Annotated in this window: 14 protein-coding genes; 6 read left to right on the top strand and 8 right to left on the bottom strand. The window is 51.8% G+C overall.

All coding sequences use genetic code 11. The features are described from left to right. Positions 1–7 precede the first annotated feature (7 nt). Positions 8–2,260 (top strand): DUF4838 domain-containing protein, encoded by a 2,253-nt coding sequence (locus HGH92_RS27765; RefSeq protein WP_168874073.1) that lies wholly within the window; start codon positions 8–10, stop codon positions 2,258–2,260. A 2-nt stretch (positions 2,261–2,262) separates the two neighbouring features. Here HGH92_RS27765 and HGH92_RS27760 read toward each other — a convergent pair whose 3' ends face one another. The 4 genes from HGH92_RS27760 to HGH92_RS33675 all read right to left on the bottom strand — a co-directional run bounded on the left by HGH92_RS27760 (position 2,263) and on the right by HGH92_RS33675 (position 8,180). Then, positions 2,263–6,132 carry a PAS domain S-box protein gene (locus tag HGH92_RS27760; protein ID WP_168874072.1) on the bottom strand — a complete coding sequence of 1,290 codons (3,870 nt, stop codon included), beginning with the start codon at positions 6,130–6,132 and terminating at the stop codon, positions 2,263–2,265. Between the two features lie 68 nt (positions 6,133–6,200). Next, positions 6,201–7,211: an NAD(P)-dependent alcohol dehydrogenase gene (locus tag HGH92_RS27755; RefSeq protein ID WP_168874071.1), complete on the bottom strand. Its 1,011-nt coding sequence runs from the start codon at positions 7,209–7,211 to the stop codon at positions 6,201–6,203. Positions 7,212–7,292: 81 nt separating this feature from the next. Next, positions 7,293–7,817, bottom strand: coding sequence for a helix-turn-helix transcriptional regulator (locus HGH92_RS33680; RefSeq protein WP_211092760.1), 525 nt, complete (start codon positions 7,815–7,817; stop codon positions 7,293–7,295). Positions 7,818–7,832: 15 nt separating this feature from the next. Then, entirely contained in the window at positions 7,833–8,180 is a 348-nt protein-coding gene (locus HGH92_RS33675) for a hypothetical protein (RefSeq protein WP_211092759.1), read from the bottom strand. Positions 8,181–8,240: 60 nt separating this feature from the next. Between HGH92_RS33675 and HGH92_RS27745 the strand changes: the two genes are divergently transcribed. Together HGH92_RS27745 and HGH92_RS27740 are read left to right on the top strand one after the other, a co-directional pair. Continuing rightward, entirely contained in the window at positions 8,241–8,870 is a 630-nt protein-coding gene (locus HGH92_RS27745; protein ID WP_168874070.1) for a hypothetical protein, read from the top strand. Next, complete coding sequence (locus HGH92_RS27740) at positions 8,860–9,477, top strand: amidohydrolase family protein (protein ID WP_168874069.1); 618 nt, start codon at positions 8,860–8,862, stop codon at positions 9,475–9,477. The genes HGH92_RS27745 and HGH92_RS27740 overlap by 11 nt, the downstream gene beginning before the upstream one ends. Positions 9,478–9,522: 45 nt before the next feature. Here the strand turns inward: HGH92_RS27740 and HGH92_RS27735 are convergent, their stop codons facing one another. Further along, complete coding sequence (locus tag HGH92_RS27735) at positions 9,523–10,440, bottom strand: AraC family transcriptional regulator (protein WP_168874068.1); 918 nt, start codon at positions 10,438–10,440, stop codon at positions 9,523–9,525. Positions 10,441–10,558: 118 nt separating this feature from the next. Here HGH92_RS27735 and HGH92_RS27730 point away from each other — a divergent pair, with 118 nt between their 5' ends. Further along, positions 10,559–12,274 (top strand): amidohydrolase family protein, encoded by a 1,716-nt coding sequence (locus HGH92_RS27730; RefSeq protein WP_168874067.1) that lies wholly within the window; start codon positions 10,559–10,561, stop codon positions 12,272–12,274. Positions 12,275–12,345: 71 nt separating this feature from the next. Then, entirely contained in the window at positions 12,346–13,362 is a 1,017-nt protein-coding gene (locus HGH92_RS27725) for a WG repeat-containing protein (protein ID WP_168874066.1), read from the top strand. A 15-nt stretch (positions 13,363–13,377) separates the two neighbouring features. On the opposite strand, the gene HGH92_RS27720 is transcribed toward HGH92_RS27725, so the two are convergent. From HGH92_RS27720 to HGH92_RS27710, 3 genes are all read right to left on the bottom strand, one after another. Then, positions 13,378–14,277, bottom strand: coding sequence for a DUF6892 domain-containing protein (locus HGH92_RS27720; RefSeq protein WP_168874065.1), 900 nt, complete (start codon positions 14,275–14,277; stop codon positions 13,378–13,380). 131 nt (positions 14,278–14,408) lie between these two features. Continuing rightward, positions 14,409–15,080 carry a DUF4844 domain-containing protein gene (locus tag HGH92_RS27715; protein WP_168874064.1) on the bottom strand — a complete coding sequence of 224 codons (672 nt, stop codon included), beginning with the start codon at positions 15,078–15,080 and terminating at the stop codon, positions 14,409–14,411. A 141-nt stretch (positions 15,081–15,221) separates the two neighbouring features. Further along, positions 15,222–17,723 (bottom strand): ABC transporter permease, encoded by a 2,502-nt coding sequence (locus HGH92_RS27710; RefSeq protein WP_168874063.1) that lies wholly within the window; start codon positions 17,721–17,723, stop codon positions 15,222–15,224. A 125-nt stretch (positions 17,724–17,848) separates the two neighbouring features. Between HGH92_RS27710 and HGH92_RS27705 the strand changes: the two genes are divergently transcribed. Continuing rightward, positions 17,849–18,658, top strand: coding sequence for a GNAT family N-acetyltransferase (locus tag HGH92_RS27705; RefSeq protein WP_168874062.1), 810 nt, complete (start codon positions 17,849–17,851; stop codon positions 18,656–18,658). Positions 18,659–18,693 lie beyond the last annotated feature (35 nt).

The raw sequence follows: 18,693 nt of genomic DNA, 5'->3' as shown, positions 1-18,693 counted from the left end.
CAGGAAGATGACATACCTACTTTACATTATGACGTTGTTCGGTTACGGCTGCCAATCCCTTACCGGCGGCGATATCGCGTTGGTATCGGGCGGTAAAAGCAACTACGTGATCGTATTGCCCGCTGATGCGGGCAAGAACGACCAGCATGCCGCTGACGTGCTGAAAGACTATGTAAAAAGGATGTCCGGCGCCAGCCTGAACATCGTCAAAGAAAATACCTTAAAAGATAAAAATCAGCCCGCCATATTTATCGGTCACACCGATCATGCGGCTAATATCAATACCGGGGAAATAAAGCCCGAAGGGTTTATGCTGGCCACCGACTCACGCGATGTGTATGTGATCGGCGGCAGCGGCAAAGGCGTGGTCTATGGCGTTTATACACTGCTGGAACAATACTTCGGCTGCCGCAAATACAGTCAGGCGCCCGCCACCGTGCCCAAAGTTAAAGACGTACGCGTGCCGGCACAATTACATGACCTGCAGGAGCCGGCTTTCACCTACCGTGAAACCTACTACCCTGCTGCATTTGACAATGAATACCTCGAATGGCACAAGCTGCACCGCTTTGAAGACCTGTGGGGCCTGTGGGGCCACTCTTTCTTTAAGCTGGTGCCGCCCCGCGCCTGGTTCTCCTCCCATCCCGAATACTTCGCCCTGGTGAAAGGCATCCGGCAGCCTACACAGCTGTGCCTCAGCAACGAAAACGTATTCCGTTTGGTGGTGGATTCATTGCGGCAGGCCATTAAAGAAAACCCGGACGCCATGTACTGGTCCGTTTCACAGGAAGATGGCGGCGGCTATTGCACCTGCGACCTTTGCCGCAAAGTGGACGACGAAGAAGGCGGTCCCTCCGGGTCGCTGATACGTTTCGTGAACAAGGTGGCGGCACAGTTCCCGGAGCGGCAGTTCACCACGCTGTCGTATTTGTATTCCTCCAAGCCGCCGCAACGTACCAAACCGGCCTCCAATGTGATCATCATGCTCAGCTCCATAGATGCGCTGCGACAGGAGCCACTGAGCACCATTCCTTCAGCTGCTGCTTTCCGCAAAAACCTGGATGCCTGGGGCACGGTCACATCACGTCTCTTTGTCTGGGATTATACCACCCAGTTCACCAACTACCTGGCGCCTTTCCCGGACTACGACAACCTGCAGCCCAACCTGCAATACCTGTCGGGCCACAAAGTAAGCGGCGTATTCTCACAAGGCAGCGGCGACACCCACAGCGACATGGCGGAATTCAATGCCTACGTACAAGCTAAATATCTCTGGGACCCCAAAGCAGACGTTGATAAATTACAGGATGATTTTTTACAGGGGTACTATGGCAAAGCCGGCAAAAACATGCGGCAGTACGTGAACGCACTGGAGAACACACTCAAACAAACCAAAGCCCCGCTTGATATTTATGGCAACCCGGTCAACCACCACCGCGACTACCTTTCGCCGCTGGCCATTGACACTTACAGCAAACTGCTCGACAAAGCCGAAGCGGCCGTGGAAACACAGCCTGAATTGTTAAAACGCGTGTATACGGCACGGTTACCACTGGAATATACCGTTCTGCAACAGTCCCGTTTTTTCGGCACCGAACCGCACGGCTACCTCGAAGCCAAGGGCAAAGAATATGTAGTTAATCCGCGCTGGCCGGAAAGAATACGGAAATTTACAGCCGCCTGTAAAGCAGCAGGCGTTACTACGTTGGCCGAAGGCGGCGTGAGCCCCGACGGCTACCAACAGGAATGGGATAGTCTCCTGGCCCGCAAATGGGTCAGCAGCCTGGCTTTCAGGGCACCAGTATCACTGGTGAACCCGCCGGCCCCGGAGTTCCCCGGCAAAGGCGCACAAACGCTCACCGACGGACTGGAAGGCGGCAGGGACTTCAGCCTCAACTGGCTGTACCTGTATGGTAAAGACCTTGTTGCCGTGATAGACCTGGGCACCGCCAAACCGGTCAATACCGTGTTTATGCATTTCCTTCAGGACGCCCGTCATTATATTTTTAATCCGTCCCGCGTAAGTATTGCTGTATCAGAAGATAACACCCACTTCACGGACGTAGGGGAACAAGCCGTTACTCCATTGCAGGGCGAAGATTATGATATCAAAAACACACCGGTGTCCTTCAAACTAACGGGAAAGGCTGTACGCTACATCCGGATCACGGGTGTTTGTCCAACGGACATTCCCGTGTGGCGGGAAGCACCTGAAAGCAAGCGCCCCGCCATCTGCTGTGATGAAATTTATGTACAATAATATCAGGGTAACTTGTTCAGTGCCAGCTGAACAGCTATAATGGCTTTATCCAGTTCTGTTGCCAGTACCTGCAACTGTTCCGCTGCAGGGCCGTTATTTTCGGTGTCCCGGATAGCTTTTTCCAGTCCGCTCAAACCGGCGTAGGTGGTTACGCTTCGCATACTGTGGCATATCTCTCCTATCCTTTTCGGATGCTGCGTCATGTCTTTTTCAGCCAGTTCCTGTCTGACCGATTTACAGTCGTCCAGCAACAGAGAGAGCGTTTCGCGGAGCAGCGGGTCCTGATCGTTGTCACTGCCGAGGTAGCCCATCAGTACGGAGAGGTCTAACGGATGGATGTCTGCCGGTTGCGGCGTGGCATCGTCGTCACTGCTCACCCATTTATTGACCAGCTCCAGGATTTCGTCTTCCACAAAAGGTTTCGACAGAAAGTCGTCCATGCCGGCGGCGTGGCATCGCTCGCGTTCACCTTTGGTATTGCCGGCGGTCAGTGCGATCACCGGTGTATGTTTTTCCGGAAACAGCTCCCGGATACGGCGGGTGGCATCGTATCCGTTCATCTCCGGCATTTGAATATCCATAAATATGAGGTCGGGCTGTTCACCGGCGTAGAGCGATACCGCTTCCTGGCCGGTCCTGGCTTCTATGATGGTGGAAGTGGGTATCGAGCGGGAGATAATGGTTTTAATCAGGAGCATATTGACATTATTGTCTTCCGCCAGCAATACCTTTAAAGAACTGCGGTCCGGCTTCCGCTTTTGCTGCACGGATTTTCCTGAGCCATCCTGGTCCGTGTTCTTCATGGACAGATGCGCCAACGCATTGTACAGGTCCTGCATTTTGACCGGCTTCACCAGCCGTTGTTCCACTCTCAGTTCTTCACAAACCCGTTGTACCGTTTCATCATCCGAAGAACTGTACAACAATACCACTGGCGTCCAGGTGCCGAGCTGGTCGGCCATCTTCCGCATTTTACGAAGCGTTTCCAGTCCATCCATGACCGGCATGTGGTAGTCCATCAATACAGCGTCATAAGTGCGACCTTCCATCAGCAGCTGCAAGGCTTCAAAGCCGCTTTTGGCCATGTCTGTCTCGATGCCTTTCAGCAGCAGCATCTGTTCCAGGATGGTGCGGTTATGTTCATTATCATCCGTCACCAGTACTTTTTTCACCGCTTCAATATGCTGCCATGTCATGGGTGGGCCATCGGCTGTTTCCACCGTTATTTCGAAAAAGAAAGTGCTGCCCTCTCCCGGTTCGCTCTGTAGTTGCAACCGGCTGTTCATCAATGCCAGCAGTTTGTTGGAGATGGTGAGGCCAAGGCCCGTACCACCATATCTTTTGGTGATGGAGATATCTTCCTGGGAGAATGCTTCAAAGATTTTTTCCTGGCGCTCTTTCCGGATACCGATACCAGTGTCGGACACTTCGAACCGGATGGTGCGGCGGTAGGCCGTATCAGCCGGCGAAACGGGATATACCTTCAGGCCTACTTCGCCTTTTTCCGTAAACTTGACCGCGTTGGAGAGCAGGTTGACCAATATCTGCTTCAGCCGCAGCTGGTCGGTCCAGATGAACCGGGGCAGCTCAGCGGATATATCATAAATCATTTCGAGGCCTTTGCTTTGTGCCTGGAACTTCACCATATCGCTCACCTGGCCGCTCACTTCGAAGATGTCGAGCTTCTGCACGTCCAGTTCCAGTTTACCGGCTTCTATCTTCGAAAAATCCAGGATATCGTTGATAATGTTCAGCAGGGTGCCGGCGCTTTGGTTTACAATAGACAGGTACTGGTGTTGTACATCATTGAGCCGTGTTTTCAGTACGAGATCGGTAAAGCCGATGATGCCATTCAACGGGGTCCTGATTTCGTGGCTCATATTGGCCAGAAACTCGGATTTGGCCACACTGGCCTGTTCCGCCAGCAGTTTGGCCTGCCGCAGCTCTTCCTGGTGCAGCGCGATGGCGGTCACATCTTCCGTCAGAATGGTAATCCCTCCTACACCGCCATCATGATTAAACCATGGTCTTATTTCCCAGCGCAGATGCTGGTCATGTTTCCATTCCGGCGGCCGCCAGATGAATTCTCCATTTTTGTGTGTTTTTCCGGCAACCGTATCACGGTAGATCTGTTTGAAACCTTCCGGTATGTTGGGCAACAGTTCATAGACGGTTTTCCCGTAAAGCGCCTGGCCTTTCAGCTGGTTATCTTCTTCCCATGCGTTACTGCAGGCGATGATCCGCAGTCTTTTGTCCAGCATTACCACTGCTGCAGGGGTATGTTCCACAAAAGCAGAGAGCTTTGATTTTTCATCGAGCAGCAGTTGTTCCGCTTTTTTGCGGTCGGTAATATCGGTGGCAATGTGCAGATACCCTGTCAGTTCGTTGTCCATGTTATAGATGGCCGAGATGACGAGGGACACGTTTACAGCAGAGCCATCTTTCCGTATGTAAGTCCATTCCTGCTGAGCTGTCTGCCGATGCCGGGCAGCCGCCACTGCAAATATTTCCATGGGAGCGACGCGCTGCGCCGCGGCCCTTTCGGACAATTCAGCCGGTTCGTGAAACGTGGCCGGTGTTTGTTTACCGACAATCTCCCGGGCAGTATAGCCCAGGAGATTTTCCGCGCCTTTATTGAACAGGGTGATAGTGCCATCCAGCGCAGTAGCAATGATACTGACATCGATGGCGGACTGCAGCACGTCTTCCAACAGTTTGCGTGACCGCTGTATTTCTTCTTCCAGCCGTTTCTGCCGGTCGATGTCCTGGAATGTGCCGTACAGGCGGACGCATTTGCCATCTCTGATTTCAGGGCTGCCGATAGAGCGTATCCAGATATTTCTGCCTTTAGCCGTAACGATCTCCAGTTCAATGTCCCACGGCTCATGAAATTCTATTCCTCTGTTTACCACCTCCTCCATTGCGGTACGGTTGGCGCCTTTATAGAAGTGGAGGGCGCCTTCCAGCGTTGGCACAAAATCGTCATCTACTTCATGAATATGACGGGTCACATCCGACCAGTAAGGCAGTTGTTTCATGACATCAAACTGCCAGAAGCCGATCCTGGCCACGCTATTGGTCTGTTCCAGCATCTGGGTGGTCAGCTTCAGGTCTTTTTCCAGTGCATGCCTCAACGTTATATCCAGCGCGTTAGCTATCACGTAAGGATTTCCGTCGATAGAGTATTCAAGCACGTTGTTGTACAGCCAAATGCGTATGCTTCCATCGCGATGGCGTGTATGCATGATACCGCTGACCTGTTTTTCTTTTTTGATGGCCTCGAGATATTCATACACACCTTCCGCAAATGCAGCGGGGACGATATCCCAGAGCGTACCGCCGATGATTTCTTCCGGCTGGTAACCCAGGCTTTCAGCGCTCGCGCGGTTTACCGCCAGCAGTTTTCCTTCGAGGTCATGCATACACATCATACCCCTGGAGTTATTAAAAAACACCCTGAACTGGTGTTCGCTTTCCTGTAACTGGCGTTCCCGCTGGATCTCCTGTGTGATGTCCCTGCCTACGGCGAAGATATTGCCGTTCGCCATTTCGGGAGAAGCCATCCACTGCAGCCATACATATTCACCGTTTGTTTTACGCATACGGTTGACAAAGTTGACCGTATTGATGCCTTCGTTCAGGCCTTTCAGTTGTTCCGCCGAACTGTCGGCATCTTCCGGATGAATGATATCAAACACCGGGCGGCCCAGTATTTCCTCAGGTTTCCAGCCCAGCACCTTTGAGAAGGCGGGGTTCACCAAATCAAAGGTGCCGCCGCTGCCTACCAGACAGAACAGATCATTGGACAATAGAAAAAACTTGCGGAAATATTCCATTTCCTCCGTGCGCGCAGAAGCCGACTGGTTTAACATAGCATGTGGTTAATAGTGCTGTCAATTTACGAAAACTAAACACATTCACCACTTCCTTTTCTGTTCAATCAACTGTTTTTCAACACAATCCGGTAGCGTGCCTTGCCTGCTTCCAGGTGACGGATGGCTTCGTTCACCTGTTCCATAGGATACTCCTCTACGATGGGATAAATGTTGTGGCGCACACAGAAATCGAGCATTTTCCGGATCGTTGCCGGTCCGCCGCCAGGGCTTCCCGCAACAGATTTCTGTCCGGCGATCATATCAAAAACAGGAACGGCGATGGGCTCCTGTGTGATGCCCACCATATGCAGTTTTCCTTTGGGTGCGAGGCAACTCAGGAATACATTCCATTCCAGGGGCACGTTCACCGTGCTCAATATAAAATCCAGTTGTCCCTGCACACTTTTCAGTGCGGCAGCATCTGTGGAATCTATCACACGGGTGGCGCCCATGCTGCGGATTTCGTCGTACTTGGAGGAATTAGAACTAAAGGCAACCACCTCGCAGCCCCAATGTTGCAGGATGCGCAACGCCAGGTGCCCGAGACCGCCGATACCGATCACGCCTACCCTGTCAGTGGGTTTCACGCCTTCCAGCAGCAACGGGTTAAAGACAGTGAGCCCCGCACAGAGCAGCGGGCCGGCTTTGGCCATATCGATATCTTTAGGCAACGGGATAACCCATGACCGGTGGCCCCGCACGATATCCGCAAATCCTCCGGGGCGGTCTATCAACATCTGTTCTGCCTCAGCGCACAATTGCTGATTGCCTTCCTGGCAATGGTGGCAATGCATGCACGATTCCGAGAACCAGCTAAGGCCCACTTTATCGCCTACCCGTATGCCTTTCACATGGCTGCCGGTGCGAATTACTTCTCCCACCACTTCATGCCCCGGCACCAGCGGATAACTTGAAACGCCCCAGTCATTATTGATCATGCTCAGGTCCGAGTGACAGAGCCCGCAATAAGCCACTTTGATATCCACTTGTTCAGCGCCGATCTCAGGCAGCTCATATTCATATCTTTCCAGCCTTCCGTGAGGCGCTTTGGCTGCGTAGCCGCTAACTTTCGTCATACAATAAGAATTTTTCAGACCGTAAAATTATCGGGCAGGCGGGCATGAAAGTTCATCTTATCAATGGAAAAAGTATAAAAATCAAAGGACGTGCGTACGCACGTGCCTGGGGGCGTGACCTGTTTGTTTTTTAAAGAAACCGGAGAAGTAGTTGGAGGATTCAAATCCAAGGCAGTTGGCGATAGTGGCCACGGGCCAATCGGTATGGCGTAACAGCGCTTTCGCTTCCTGTAATATCCGGTCAGCAATATGCGTGGACGTTGATTTGCCGGTCACTTCCCGCACCGCGTGGTTCAGATGATTGACATGTACCGCCAGGGCCTGGGCATAGTCGCCGGCAGCGCGTAGCGCCAGTTGCCGCCCCGGGGAATCTATCGGAAACTCGCGCTCCATGCGCTCGAAAAAATTGGCCGTAATACGTTCCGCTGCATTCTGCTGACGGATGCTGATGGTATGGGGCGTTATCTTTAGTGCTTCATGTACCAGCAGCTGGAGATAGTTGCGCAACAAGTCGTATTTATAAAGATAGTCTGACTGCATTTCTTCCAGCATGTACTGAAAGATGGCCGTGATACGTTTTTCCTGCACAGCATCCAGGAAAAACACCGGACTGCTGCCGGGTTAGAAGAGCGGCGCCTGCTGCATACTTTCATTCCGTTCCCCGTTTTGCAGGAATGCTTGCTGAAACATACAGAAAAAGCCGGGTTGTTCAATGGACACCGGTTCCCAGCCAAAGGGCGTATGGGGATTAAAAAATACCAGGGCAGGGCGATCGATCAGTGTCTCCCGGTCATGCCAGCTGAGGCGGGACTGGCCCTGCAGAAGCGATACTTTATAATAATCGCGCCGGTTGTAGATATGAGGTACAGTACAGTGGTCGCCGTTTTCAAATACATTAAACAAGCGGCTTTCCTCTCCTATGATGCCTCTGTCGTCATAAAATGCCGCTATCGTTTCCTTTCTTCCCATGGCTTCAAAATTAAGAAAATCAAAGAATAAAAACGTACCTTAAACGCACAACTCTTCCATATGAAAACGTATCTTTTAGCGTTGTTCTCTTGTTTTTTCCTGACTGCCCGCGCGCAGTCTGATCTGGCCGTTGTAGGCGCCCGCGTGTATCCGTCACCGGGAACGCCGCCTATTGAACATGGCGTGGTGCTCATCAAAAACGGAAAGATCGTCGCCGTGGGTGACCAGCAGCAGGTGAAAGTACCGGCCAACCTGCGTGTCATAGACGGCAAAGGGCTGGTGTTACTGGCAGGCTTCTGGAATTCGCATGTGCATTTTATGAGCCCGGTGTGGGAACATGCTGACAGCCTGCCTGCGGCGCAGCTTACCGCGCAGCTGACTGAAATGCTGACCAGTCACGGGTTTACCCATGCATTTGACCTGGCCACGCTCAATTTCCGCAATCTGCGTGCCTTGCGGGACCGGGTACGGTCCGGCGAAGTAGACGGGCCCGCCATTCTCAGTGCCGGCGAACCGTTTGTGCCACCTAATGGCAGTCCTTTTTATGTACGCCCTATCAAGCTGCCCGAAATCAGCACGCCCGAGGACGCTGTGGCATACGTAAAAAAACAGCTCGATGCCGGCGCAGACGCCATCAAAATATGGTCTGCCTCCCCGATAGGCGACAACAATAGTGGCGATGCCGATTGATATCATAAAAGCGGCCACTACTACCGCGCACCAGTACCACAAGCCCGTATTCGCGCACCCTACCTCTGATACCGGAATGCGTGTAGCCGTTGCCGGTGGGGCGGACATACTGGCCCATGTGTCGCCGGATGGCTATGTAGGGTGGAAACAGGCGGACGTGGATATGTTGCGGCAGCATCATGTAGCCGTTATCCCCACCCTGAAACTGTACAAATGGGAACTGGAAAGGGAAAAAGTACCCAACCCGGAAGAACACAAACTCGTGAAAACGGCGATAGAACAGATAGGCGTGTTTGCCAAAGGCGGCGGCGAAATCCTGTTCGGTACGGACGTAGGTTATATATCTGATTTCAGCACGGAAGATGAATTTCGTTTTCTCGGCGCCGCAGGCCTCACTTTCGACCAGATACTGACCTCGCTGACCACCGCCCCTGCCAAACGCTTTGGCATGGCGGAACAATCCGGGCGCATAGCCAAAGGGCTGGATGCGGACCTGGTACTGCTGAAAGCCGATCCTCATGCGGACGTCAGGAACTTCGCGGCGATAGCCTATACCATCCGAAAGGGAAAGGTGATCTATGATGCACAGGCATCTGACAAAAAATAAAAAAGCAATGGCTGTCTCTCAGAAAAGACAGCCATTGCTTTTTTATCATGATATTGGCCTGCCTCTGAAGCGCGTAGGCTGCATCCCGTAGGCGGCTTTAAACGCCCGGCTGAATGCCGCCGCATTTTCAAATCCGCATCTCCAGGCAATGTCCTGTACCTGCTCATTTGAATGTTGCAGCAGGCTGGCAGCCTGCTGAAGCCTGATAGTTGTCAGGTACTGATAAGGCGTGGTATGAAATACCGCCTTGAACTGTCTGACCAGTTGCGGCACAGACAGTCCTGCCAGCGCACCTATACCGCCCAGGTCGATAGGCTCCCCGTGAGAGGAATGCAGTACATCCCTGGCAACGCATAAACGTCTGTATACTTCCTTCCGGGTGCTGGCTTTTACGGCACTGACGCGGACGGTGTCCCTTATGTCCCGCTGATGTGCCCCTATCAGGTAACGCAGCAGGAAAACAAGGTACTCATCGGTCATGGCCTCGTTATAGCCTTTTGTTTCGAGCTGGCCGACAAGACCGGCCAGCTGCCTGGCCATATCCGGGGTGATGGGACGAAGCGTCTGGAAAAATTCGGGCATACTGCCACCGCCTGAGTCGGGATAATCCAGCGATAACCCGTCGCTGTGAAGCGTATCAAATAACACCGATGCTGCAAAATCATTTTTAAAGAAGATAGACAGGCTCCGTACTTTCTCGTTACTGCTAATGCGACAGGAATAACGCTGGTCATTGTTCAGCAGCAGAAACTGGCCCGGACGGATAATTATCTGCCGGCCATCAACACCATAGGTCTCTTCCCCGCTCAGCACGGTTTTAATGGAGAGGCAGCCCACATGGTCGTCGCAATGGCTTTCCTTACTCTCCGCATGGAAAATAATATTGTGCTTTTTGAATTTATTAAAATGCAGGGCCTCATCAAACCCAGGCTGCGTATGATCTGGTAAGCGGGTGAAATACATGTGACCTGAACAAAATCTTCATGATGAAGTTAGCACTTTAAGTTAAACTTTTACAGCAACGGAAAATTGAGCATTTTGGCATAGCCGCGTCGCCGGGCAGCGTATATTTTCGCGCTCTATGAAACGATTCACGATATTAATATTGATGTTGACAGCCTGCCTGCCGTTAAAGACTGTGTTTGCCCAGCAGGAAACCTGGATTACCAACGCGAGCCTGGTTGACCCGGCCAGGAGGACCATCCAACACGGCATGACCGTGGTTTTTAAAGGCAACCTGATTACCGCCGTCCACAAAAGGAAAGCTCCTGGAAATGCAGTGGTCATTGATGCGGGCGGAAAATTCCTCGTGCCCGGCCTAACGGATGCGCATGTACATTTTTTTCAGAGCGGCGGACTGTATACCCGGCCAGATTTTATAGACCTGCGCAAAATCCGGCCTTATGAAGAGGAAATAAAAGAAGTGCATAAAGGACTTGAACAGCAGTTGCGCCGCTATGTGCAAAATGGCATTACCACGGTCTTTGACGTAGGTACCACCTATCGCTTGCTCAACCGGAGAAAAGAAATGACAGAATGGGCCGTAGCGCCACAGGTATACATGGCCGGCCCTATTATCACGACGGCCGCCAATCCCGCATATGACAGCCTGAAAGAGGACGCACCGTTTGCAAGGGCTACTACCGCGGCAGAAGGCCGCAGGCTGGTAGAGGAGCAATTACCTTACAAACCTGACCTTATCAAGCTGGTGTTCAGGCCCGGAGGCAAAGCAGCAGCAGATTACCTGCCCGTTGTGCGGGCAGTCATTGACCAGGCGCATCTTCATGGCCTCCGGGTGGCCGTGCATGCCACCGAGCGGACCGCTGCACAGCTGGCGGCGGAAGCAGGTGCGGATTTTCTCGTACACAGCGTGGGAGATGAAGTATTGGATGACGACTTTGTGGCACTGATCAAAAAGAAAAAGATAGTGGTATGCCCTACCCTGTTAATGGAAGATGGCTACCTGCACACGTTTGACCAGTCGCGCGTGTTTACTGCCCGCGAGCTGACATACGCAGAACCGTTTGCCCTTGGCAGCCTCTACGACCTGAAACAGCTGCCGGATACCGCCATCGCGCGCCTCTACCAAATAAAAGCAGCAGAACATACGCCCCGGACAGCAGCCATCAACCGTATCAGTCAACTGAACCTCAAAAAACTCAGTGATGCGGGGGTGACGATCGTCAGCGGAACAGACGCCGGCAATATCGGTACGCTGCACGCCGTCAGCCTGTTGCCGGAGCTGTTGCAAATGCAGCAAAGCGGGATGAGCAGCTGGCAGGTGCTGCAGTCGGCGACTGTCAATACGGCCGCTATCCTGAAACGTGCCGGTTATACCGGCAATATCACGGCCGGACAACCGGCCAACATGCTGCTCCTGGATGGTGATCCGATCGCCGACCTTCATCAGCTGGAGCATATTCACCGCGTTATCCGGAACGGACGGGTGATTGATCCGGACACGGTGATACATTATACGCCGGCATCGCTGGTACAGCGGCAGCTCAACGCCTATAACAGCCGCAATATGGAGGCTTTCCTCGCAACGTATGCTGAAGACGCGGAACTGCTCAATTTTCCTGACAAACTGCTTCGCAAGGGAAAGGAAGACTTACGCAAGGCATATTTCTTTTTCGACATCGCCCGTTTGTTGCACTGCCGTATTGTGAAACGAATTACAGAAGACAACTACGTCATCGACGAAGAACATATTGTAGACGACCACGGCACACGCGGTGGCACCGCTATTTACCAGGTGGAAAAAGAGAAAATAAAAAAAGTATATTTTGTTAAATAACCAAATAAAAAAATAAAAGGCCGGGTCCACATTTTTCTTTATTTTTTCAGCTGAAAAACCAGTAAAAGAAAATGAGAAAGCGTGTTGTGACCCTCGGCCTGTTATGTGCAACGATAACTGTTTGTGCCCAGAATAAACTGTATTACTTCCCGACGGCCGACAGCGCCCGTGTTGGCGTAAAAAATGATCAGGGAAAGATTATCATCCCGGCTAAATTTTCCGGCATTATCAACTACGACTTTGACCAGGCCATTACCGGCCCCACGGTAGAGTTCTACGATGTGTCCACACCTGTGAAAACCCCGAAGCTGTCGCCCGCCGTGCCATGCGGAGAAGTCTTTGACCGAAAAGGGAAATTCCTTTATTATCCGCTGATGTACGACAATGGCCCGGATTACTGGGAAGAAGGGCTGCGCCGTTATGTGGAGAATGGGAAAGTTGGATTTGCAGACAGAAGCGGCCACAAGGTAATTCCGGCAAAATGGGATTTTGTGTCGCCGTTCAACTATGGTTATGCTACGGTATATGAAGGCGGATGGCAGAAAAAATATGAGCAAGGCGGTGAGCATTGGTATATATCAGCAACATCCACCAAAGCTGTCAGCTATCTGATCAACAAAAAAGGAGAACGGATAAACCCGGGCGCACAGCGGCACCCAAAGGATTACAAAGATGCAGACCGGTACTACCCATATCCGTTCCAATACAATGCCCTGGAGCAGAAAATCATCGACAGCCTGCAACAGCTGGATGTCATCAACGACATCAACCTCGTTAACCACTATGAAGACGGTCCCCGCAAAGACCGCCTGCTTCAATTCGAAATAACGGAAAAACCTGCACCGGACTTTCCGTATTATACCGTGCAAGGCTATACGCAGCAACGCAAAGAAGACAACATTCAGTTTATTGTCAGCCAGGACTGGAAACAATACCAATACCAGCCTTGGGCAGCCGTGGCACCGGTTCCCATGCGCCAATGGATCATTGATCAACTCCATGAATGCAAGGCCTTCATGGAACAACATACAGATGCCCCGTTTAAATTTGATGCAGACGCACGGCTAAAGGAATGGACGCAGCGCTAACGTAGACAGCGGAAATTAAATGGATTCCACTGTGATACCTTTTTCCGCCAGTTGCGCCTGTATTTCCGCGAGGTTATCGGCATAAAAAAGATTCATCCGCTTCAGGTTGGGGAAATGTCTGACATCTTCAAAATCCCGGATATTGAAGGTATCATCTTCCCCATCCCAGAACCGCAACAGGTGAAGGTATATATCATCTCCGCCGTCCTGCGAGATCTCGGTGATCTCCGGTGCATATTTTTTATCGATCTCCAGGGCTTCAAAGTAAGCGGTGACCTCCGGTATAAATTCATAGCCTTCTTCTTCCACATCTATTTCCCGGCCGGCATAATTCTTCACAAAATCATACAGGTCGAATGCAGGCTTCAGGAGTTCTTTATTATACATCAACTCCTGTATCACGGCCAGTTTGAAGTTAAAGTCCTTAAACGCTATTTTTTCTCCTGCAATGGGCTGGTATTTATATTTGTCTGAGTAGACTTTGGGCGCCGGCGGTTCGTGCTGGCTGATAACAATACTCTTCAGCTGCTTGTCTTCCATATCTATCCATACATCCAAATCACCAATGGTCAGCGTTCCGCCTTCATCCCATTTGTTGACCTTCCTGGCTGATTGTATGTTTTTGTCAATGTAAGCCCGATAGTCCATCCCGTTGATTGTAAAGGTGCCGAGAAAAACTGATGCGGGAGAAAAATCCAGGAAACCGGATATGTAGTCGATAGAGAGCCCTTCTACCTTACGGCCGTCTTTAGCATAGGCCAAGGCTCCCAGCGTATCCCAGGTATAGATATGGTTATATTTTTTAGACACGTGCCGGGCTTCTCCCAGCAAGGATTTCAACTGTTCTATATCCAGCGGAAAGCGCAACTCCGTACCGTTCAGTGCGAAGCGGTCGTCAGTGATTGTAATTTGCATAGATGATATTTGTTCCTGTTAACAAACGGGAACAAATATCGCAATTTTAACGCATCTGCCAATACCAGTCTTTCTTATAGGGTTGCCCTTTGTGGTGATCAGGCCATGCAGGCTGTTCCCTGCACCGGGCTCTATCGTTGTCTGAAATATTTAATCTGCTCCAGCCTGATAAAGGCCTGTTCTTCTGTGAACTCTTGCCTGGGGAGGCTTTCCACCTGGTGAAAACCGTTGAAGCGTAGTTCTTTCACATCCGGCCCAATGCTGTACAGGTTATATTCCCGGCAGGAATTGCACTGGATGATCCACCAGTCTGTATCTGGTATGCCGTGCTTTTTCTCCAGCACCAGTGCTTCCAGCGATTGTCCGCAGCCGGTGCATGTCTGTGAGCGGATTTCCAGGACCTGTTCTTTTTTCTTTCCTCTTATAAAATTTACCACTTTCATCAGGTTGAAAAAAAAGCTGCCGTAGAGCCATTTACTCAACTCCTCTTTAAGGTCCACTCTTACAATGCCTGCCAGCTCATAAAAAGTATCGCAGATAAATTCGCGGTCTTCCGTATCAAAAACATTTTTGTTCAGCATGTTTAGCGCATCCATCAACAGCTTCTTGTAATCTTTCTCTGTGGCGCCTTGCCGGGCTGCCGCCATCAGCTTGTCGGCGAAATGGTTAAAGAACCTTTCAAGGCCGTCACGGGTTTCATTATCAGAAGGGTTGAGCCCTCTGTCCATGTATGCGGAATAGGAAAATTTGCCACGCTCTTTAAAATTAGACAGGGCGGTAATAAGGAATGGTTGCGTGTTCATGCCTGCAGTTTGTTCCGCCAAGATAACCTATTACCACCAATTTTAAGATTTAATGTGATGAAAAAAACGGCGGCTCACTGTCACCCCTATACGCTCCCGGCCGCTGCATGCCCGGCGCACTCAAAAGAGGTTAACTGACGGTTATTCCGCTTTCAGCGACTTAACCGGGTTCATTAAGGCAGCCTTCACAGACTGATAGCTTACTGTCAGCAAGGCGATGATCAAAGCCAGCAAGCCTGCCAGCGCCAGCATCCACCATTGTATCTGTATGCGGTACACAAAGTCTTCCAGCCATTTGTCCATGATGTACCAGGCGGCCGGCACTGCGATAATAAAACCGAAGAATACCAGTTTGATATAGTCTTTGCTCAGCAGTCCGACGATATTGGTGACGGTAGCTCCCAGCACCTTCCGCACTCCTATTTCCTTGCGGCGTTGTTCCGTGGTATACGCTGCCAGTCCGAATAAGCCCAGGGAAGCGATCAGGATGGCCAGTATGGTGAACCCGCCGAACATTTTACCCAGCCGGGTCTCTTTTTTATAGAGTTGATCGAAATGATCATCGACAAACTGGTATTCGAAGGGATAGGGCGTGTACCGTTTGATGGCCTGCCCAAAGAGCGCGATGGTGCGGGGAAGGTCTTCCGGGCGCACCCTGGCGGAGATATACCCTGTAGGCGCCTGGTCGAGCGTAAGTACCAGCGGGCCGGCTATATGATGAATGGAATTAAAATGAAAATCGCGCACTACGCCGATAACCGTTCTTCTTCCGTGTCCATCGGAATAATCGAACCCTTTTCCGATGGCTTCTTCCGGTGTCCAGCCAAGGGCTTTGGCTGCCGTTTCGTTGATCAGGGCTATCGGTGCGCCGAGGGTGTCTGTACCAAAATCACGTGAAAAACCGCGGCCGGCGACGGTGCTCAGCCCATATACGTTCATGAAATCATAATCGACGCCGGTGGTACGGCTGTTCACTCTTTCCCCATTGCTGCCGGGCCAGTTCAGTATGCTCTGGTTGGTATTAAACCCGGTGGGCAGGTACAGCGAATAACTCATGGACAGGATACCGGGGTGACTGAGCAGTTCTTTACGGAGCGTGTTGTAGTTACGGGTCACCACCTCGTCGTTTACCCTGATGGCCAGCACATGTTCCCTGTTATATCCCAGTTGCTGGTGTTGTACCAGTTGCATTTGCCGGTAGATGATAAAGCTGCCCGCCACCAGTACGATAGATACCGCATACTGGCCGACGATCAGGACCCGTTGCAGGGAAAAGCTGCCGGCGCGGACACCTTGTTTTCCTTTGAGCACCTGCGCCGGCCGCAGGGCTGTCATCAGGAAAGCAGGATAACTGCCGGACAACAGGCTTACCAGCAGCACCAGCAGCAGCAGTCCCGGCACCAGGAAAGGATTGCTCCGGTAATCCAGGTGAAGGGAGCGGTCCATCAGCTGACTGAAAAACGGCAGCAAAAGATGCACCAGTCCCAATGCCAGCACCAGTGCCAGCGCCGTCATGATCAGGGATTCACCGAGAAACTGCATCATCAGCTGGCCGCGCAGGGCGCCAGCCACCTTGCGCATCCCTATTTCCTGCGCGCGGTGCGCAGAGCGGGCCACCGCCAGGTTGGTATAGTTTACACAGGCCAGCAGCAGGATCACAAAGCCGATGGCCAGAAAAAGATATACATATTTATCGCTGCCACTTTGTTCAAACTCAAGGGTATCGAGGTGCTGCGATTGCAGGTGAATGGTTTTCAGCGGCTGTAGCAGAAAGCGGAGGCGGTCTTCCGGACGCCAGCGTGACAGATGTTCATCGATATAGGTATGTAGTTTCTGCTCCAGCTTTGGCGCATCAGCGGGATTGGCCAGCACGGCGTAGGTGTATATGCCGTTGTTCATCCAGGGATCTTTCACCGAGCAGTCCATATAGTGGGGATCGGCAGTAACGGGGAGAACAAACCGGAACTGTAAATGCGAAGCCGCCGGTATATCGGCCAGGATGCCCGTCACGATATGCGGCTGGTCATGCTGGTACAGCAGCGTTTTGCCCATGGGGTCCTGTTCTCCGAATATCCGGCGTGCCAGGGATGCTGTCAGTACAATGCCGTTGGGCGTTTTCAGCGCCGTAGCCGGGTCGCCCTGCAGGAAGGGAAAAGTGAATATCCGCAGGAATGCCGTATCTGCGAAGATGCCCTGTTCCCTGAAATGGTGATCGCCCACGGTGAGCAGCGGGTTATTGGCCTGCTCTATGGTAGTGGCAGCCTTCACTTCCGGGAACTCGCGCAGCAATGCGCCTGCCAGCGCCGGTGAAGTGGTGGCCCAGTAGTCCTGACCTTTGGAAACAGGGCGTTGCTGTACCACGCGGAAAATCCCGTCTGCATTGGCATGGAAACGGTCAAACGACCACTCATGCTGAACAAACAGCAGTATAAGGATAAAGCAGGCCAGCCCTGTGGCCAGGCCGAAAATATTGATAAAGGAATACCCCGGGTTGCGTAACAGGTTACGCCAGGCGATCTTGAAATAATTCCCTAACATGGCGGTGACTATTTGACTTACCGGCAACAAGAATGCTGCCGCTTCCTGAAGATACGCTGTTACCGCCGCTTTCCGGCATTTGAGGAGATTAATGCCTGTCCACATCTGGACGGTGATTGTCCGGTTCCGGACAACGATAAAACATTCTCCGGACTACTATGCTTCTCTGCATCGGACTACTGCTGCCGCTAGATTTATCCGTATACTTGCGCTGAATCAGTTTTGAAACCATGAAACCATTAGACCCGACCGCCTACTCCGCGCTGGCAGCAGCATTGAAAACCGCCCCTATCAATACCCTTTTCGCACAGGCAGTAGTGGACGGAAAAGTTAACGGCAAAGTATATACGAACAATCCAGCAGATCCCCGCACTTTTTACATTGTACATCCCTATGGCATGTCGCTATTGTGGGGAGACAGCAGCCATGAGGACTTTCACCGGCAGCTCAAAGACCACGTCGCCAATGTGCAGGGCGTACGGCAGGGCGAAGAATGGCTACAAGCGTTCCCCGACAGCTGGGACGCGGTACTGGACAACCTTTTCAGGGACGAACAGCAGCAGCCCGTGGCCCACGTGGAACGGGATACCCGCCTTAATTTCAAATTTAATGCGGACAAATACCGCCAACAACACAAACAACTGCCGGCAGATGCGCCTGTTCAGATCGTAACAGCTACCCGTAATGATTATGAGCAGATGACAGGGACCGTTATCCCGGTGCATTTCTGGGCTGATGCCGACGAGTTTGTCAGCCAGAGTGTTGGTTACAGCGTGTATTACGACAATACCCTTGCATCCCTCGCCTTCGCCGCATTTGTCAATGATGAAGTACTGGAGATAGCCATTGAAACCTGCACACCCTTCCGCGGGAAAGGTTTGGCTTACCACTCCTGTGCCGCACTGATCGACTACTGCCTGGAACGAGGGCTCGAGCCGATATGGGCCTGCCGGGGCAATAACACCGGTTCACGCAGGCTGGCCCAGCAACTGGGCTTCGACATCTCCCGGGAACTGCCTTATTATAAATTGTTGGTATAATAAACAAAAGAGGATGGTCTTTCCGCAGAACCTTT

Source organism: Chitinophaga varians (assembly GCF_012641275.1).
GTDB lineage: Bacteria > Bacteroidota > Bacteroidia > Chitinophagales > Chitinophagaceae > Chitinophaga > Chitinophaga varians_A.
This window is presented reverse-complemented; position numbering and strand designations above follow the sequence as displayed.

Coding starts and splice junctions, on each gene's coding strand:
- HGH92_RS27715 (WP_168874064.1), bottom strand. CDS start 15,080: ATGAACACGCAACCATTCCTTATTACCGCCCTGTCTAATTTTAAAGAG.
- HGH92_RS27765 (WP_168874073.1), top strand. CDS start 8: ATGACATACCTACTTTACATTATGACGTTGTTCGGTTACGGCTGCCAA.
- HGH92_RS27730 (WP_168874067.1), top strand. CDS start 10,559: ATGAAACGATTCACGATATTAATATTGATGTTGACAGCCTGCCTGCCG.
- HGH92_RS27735 (WP_168874068.1), bottom strand. CDS start 10,440: ATGTATTTCACCCGCTTACCAGATCATACGCAGCCTGGGTTTGATGAG.
- HGH92_RS27720 (WP_168874065.1), bottom strand. CDS start 14,277: ATGCAAATTACAATCACTGACGACCGCTTCGCACTGAACGGTACGGAG.
- HGH92_RS27755 (WP_168874071.1), bottom strand. CDS start 7,211: ATGACGAAAGTTAGCGGCTACGCAGCCAAAGCGCCTCACGGAAGGCTG.
- HGH92_RS33675 (WP_211092759.1), bottom strand. CDS start 8,180: ATGGGAAGAAAGGAAACGATAGCGGCATTTTATGACGACAGAGGCATC.
- HGH92_RS27710 (WP_168874063.1), bottom strand. CDS start 17,723: ATGTGGACAGGCATTAATCTCCTCAAATGCCGGAAAGCGGCGGTAACA.
- HGH92_RS27760 (WP_168874072.1), bottom strand. CDS start 6,132: ATGTTAAACCAGTCGGCTTCTGCGCGCACGGAGGAAATGGAATATTTC.
- HGH92_RS27705 (WP_168874062.1), top strand. CDS start 17,849: ATGAAACCATTAGACCCGACCGCCTACTCCGCGCTGGCAGCAGCATTG.
- HGH92_RS27725 (WP_168874066.1), top strand. CDS start 12,346: ATGAGAAAGCGTGTTGTGACCCTCGGCCTGTTATGTGCAACGATAACT.
- HGH92_RS27740 (WP_168874069.1), top strand. CDS start 8,860: ATGCCGATTGATATCATAAAAGCGGCCACTACTACCGCGCACCAGTAC.
- HGH92_RS27745 (WP_168874070.1), top strand. CDS start 8,241: ATGAAAACGTATCTTTTAGCGTTGTTCTCTTGTTTTTTCCTGACTGCC.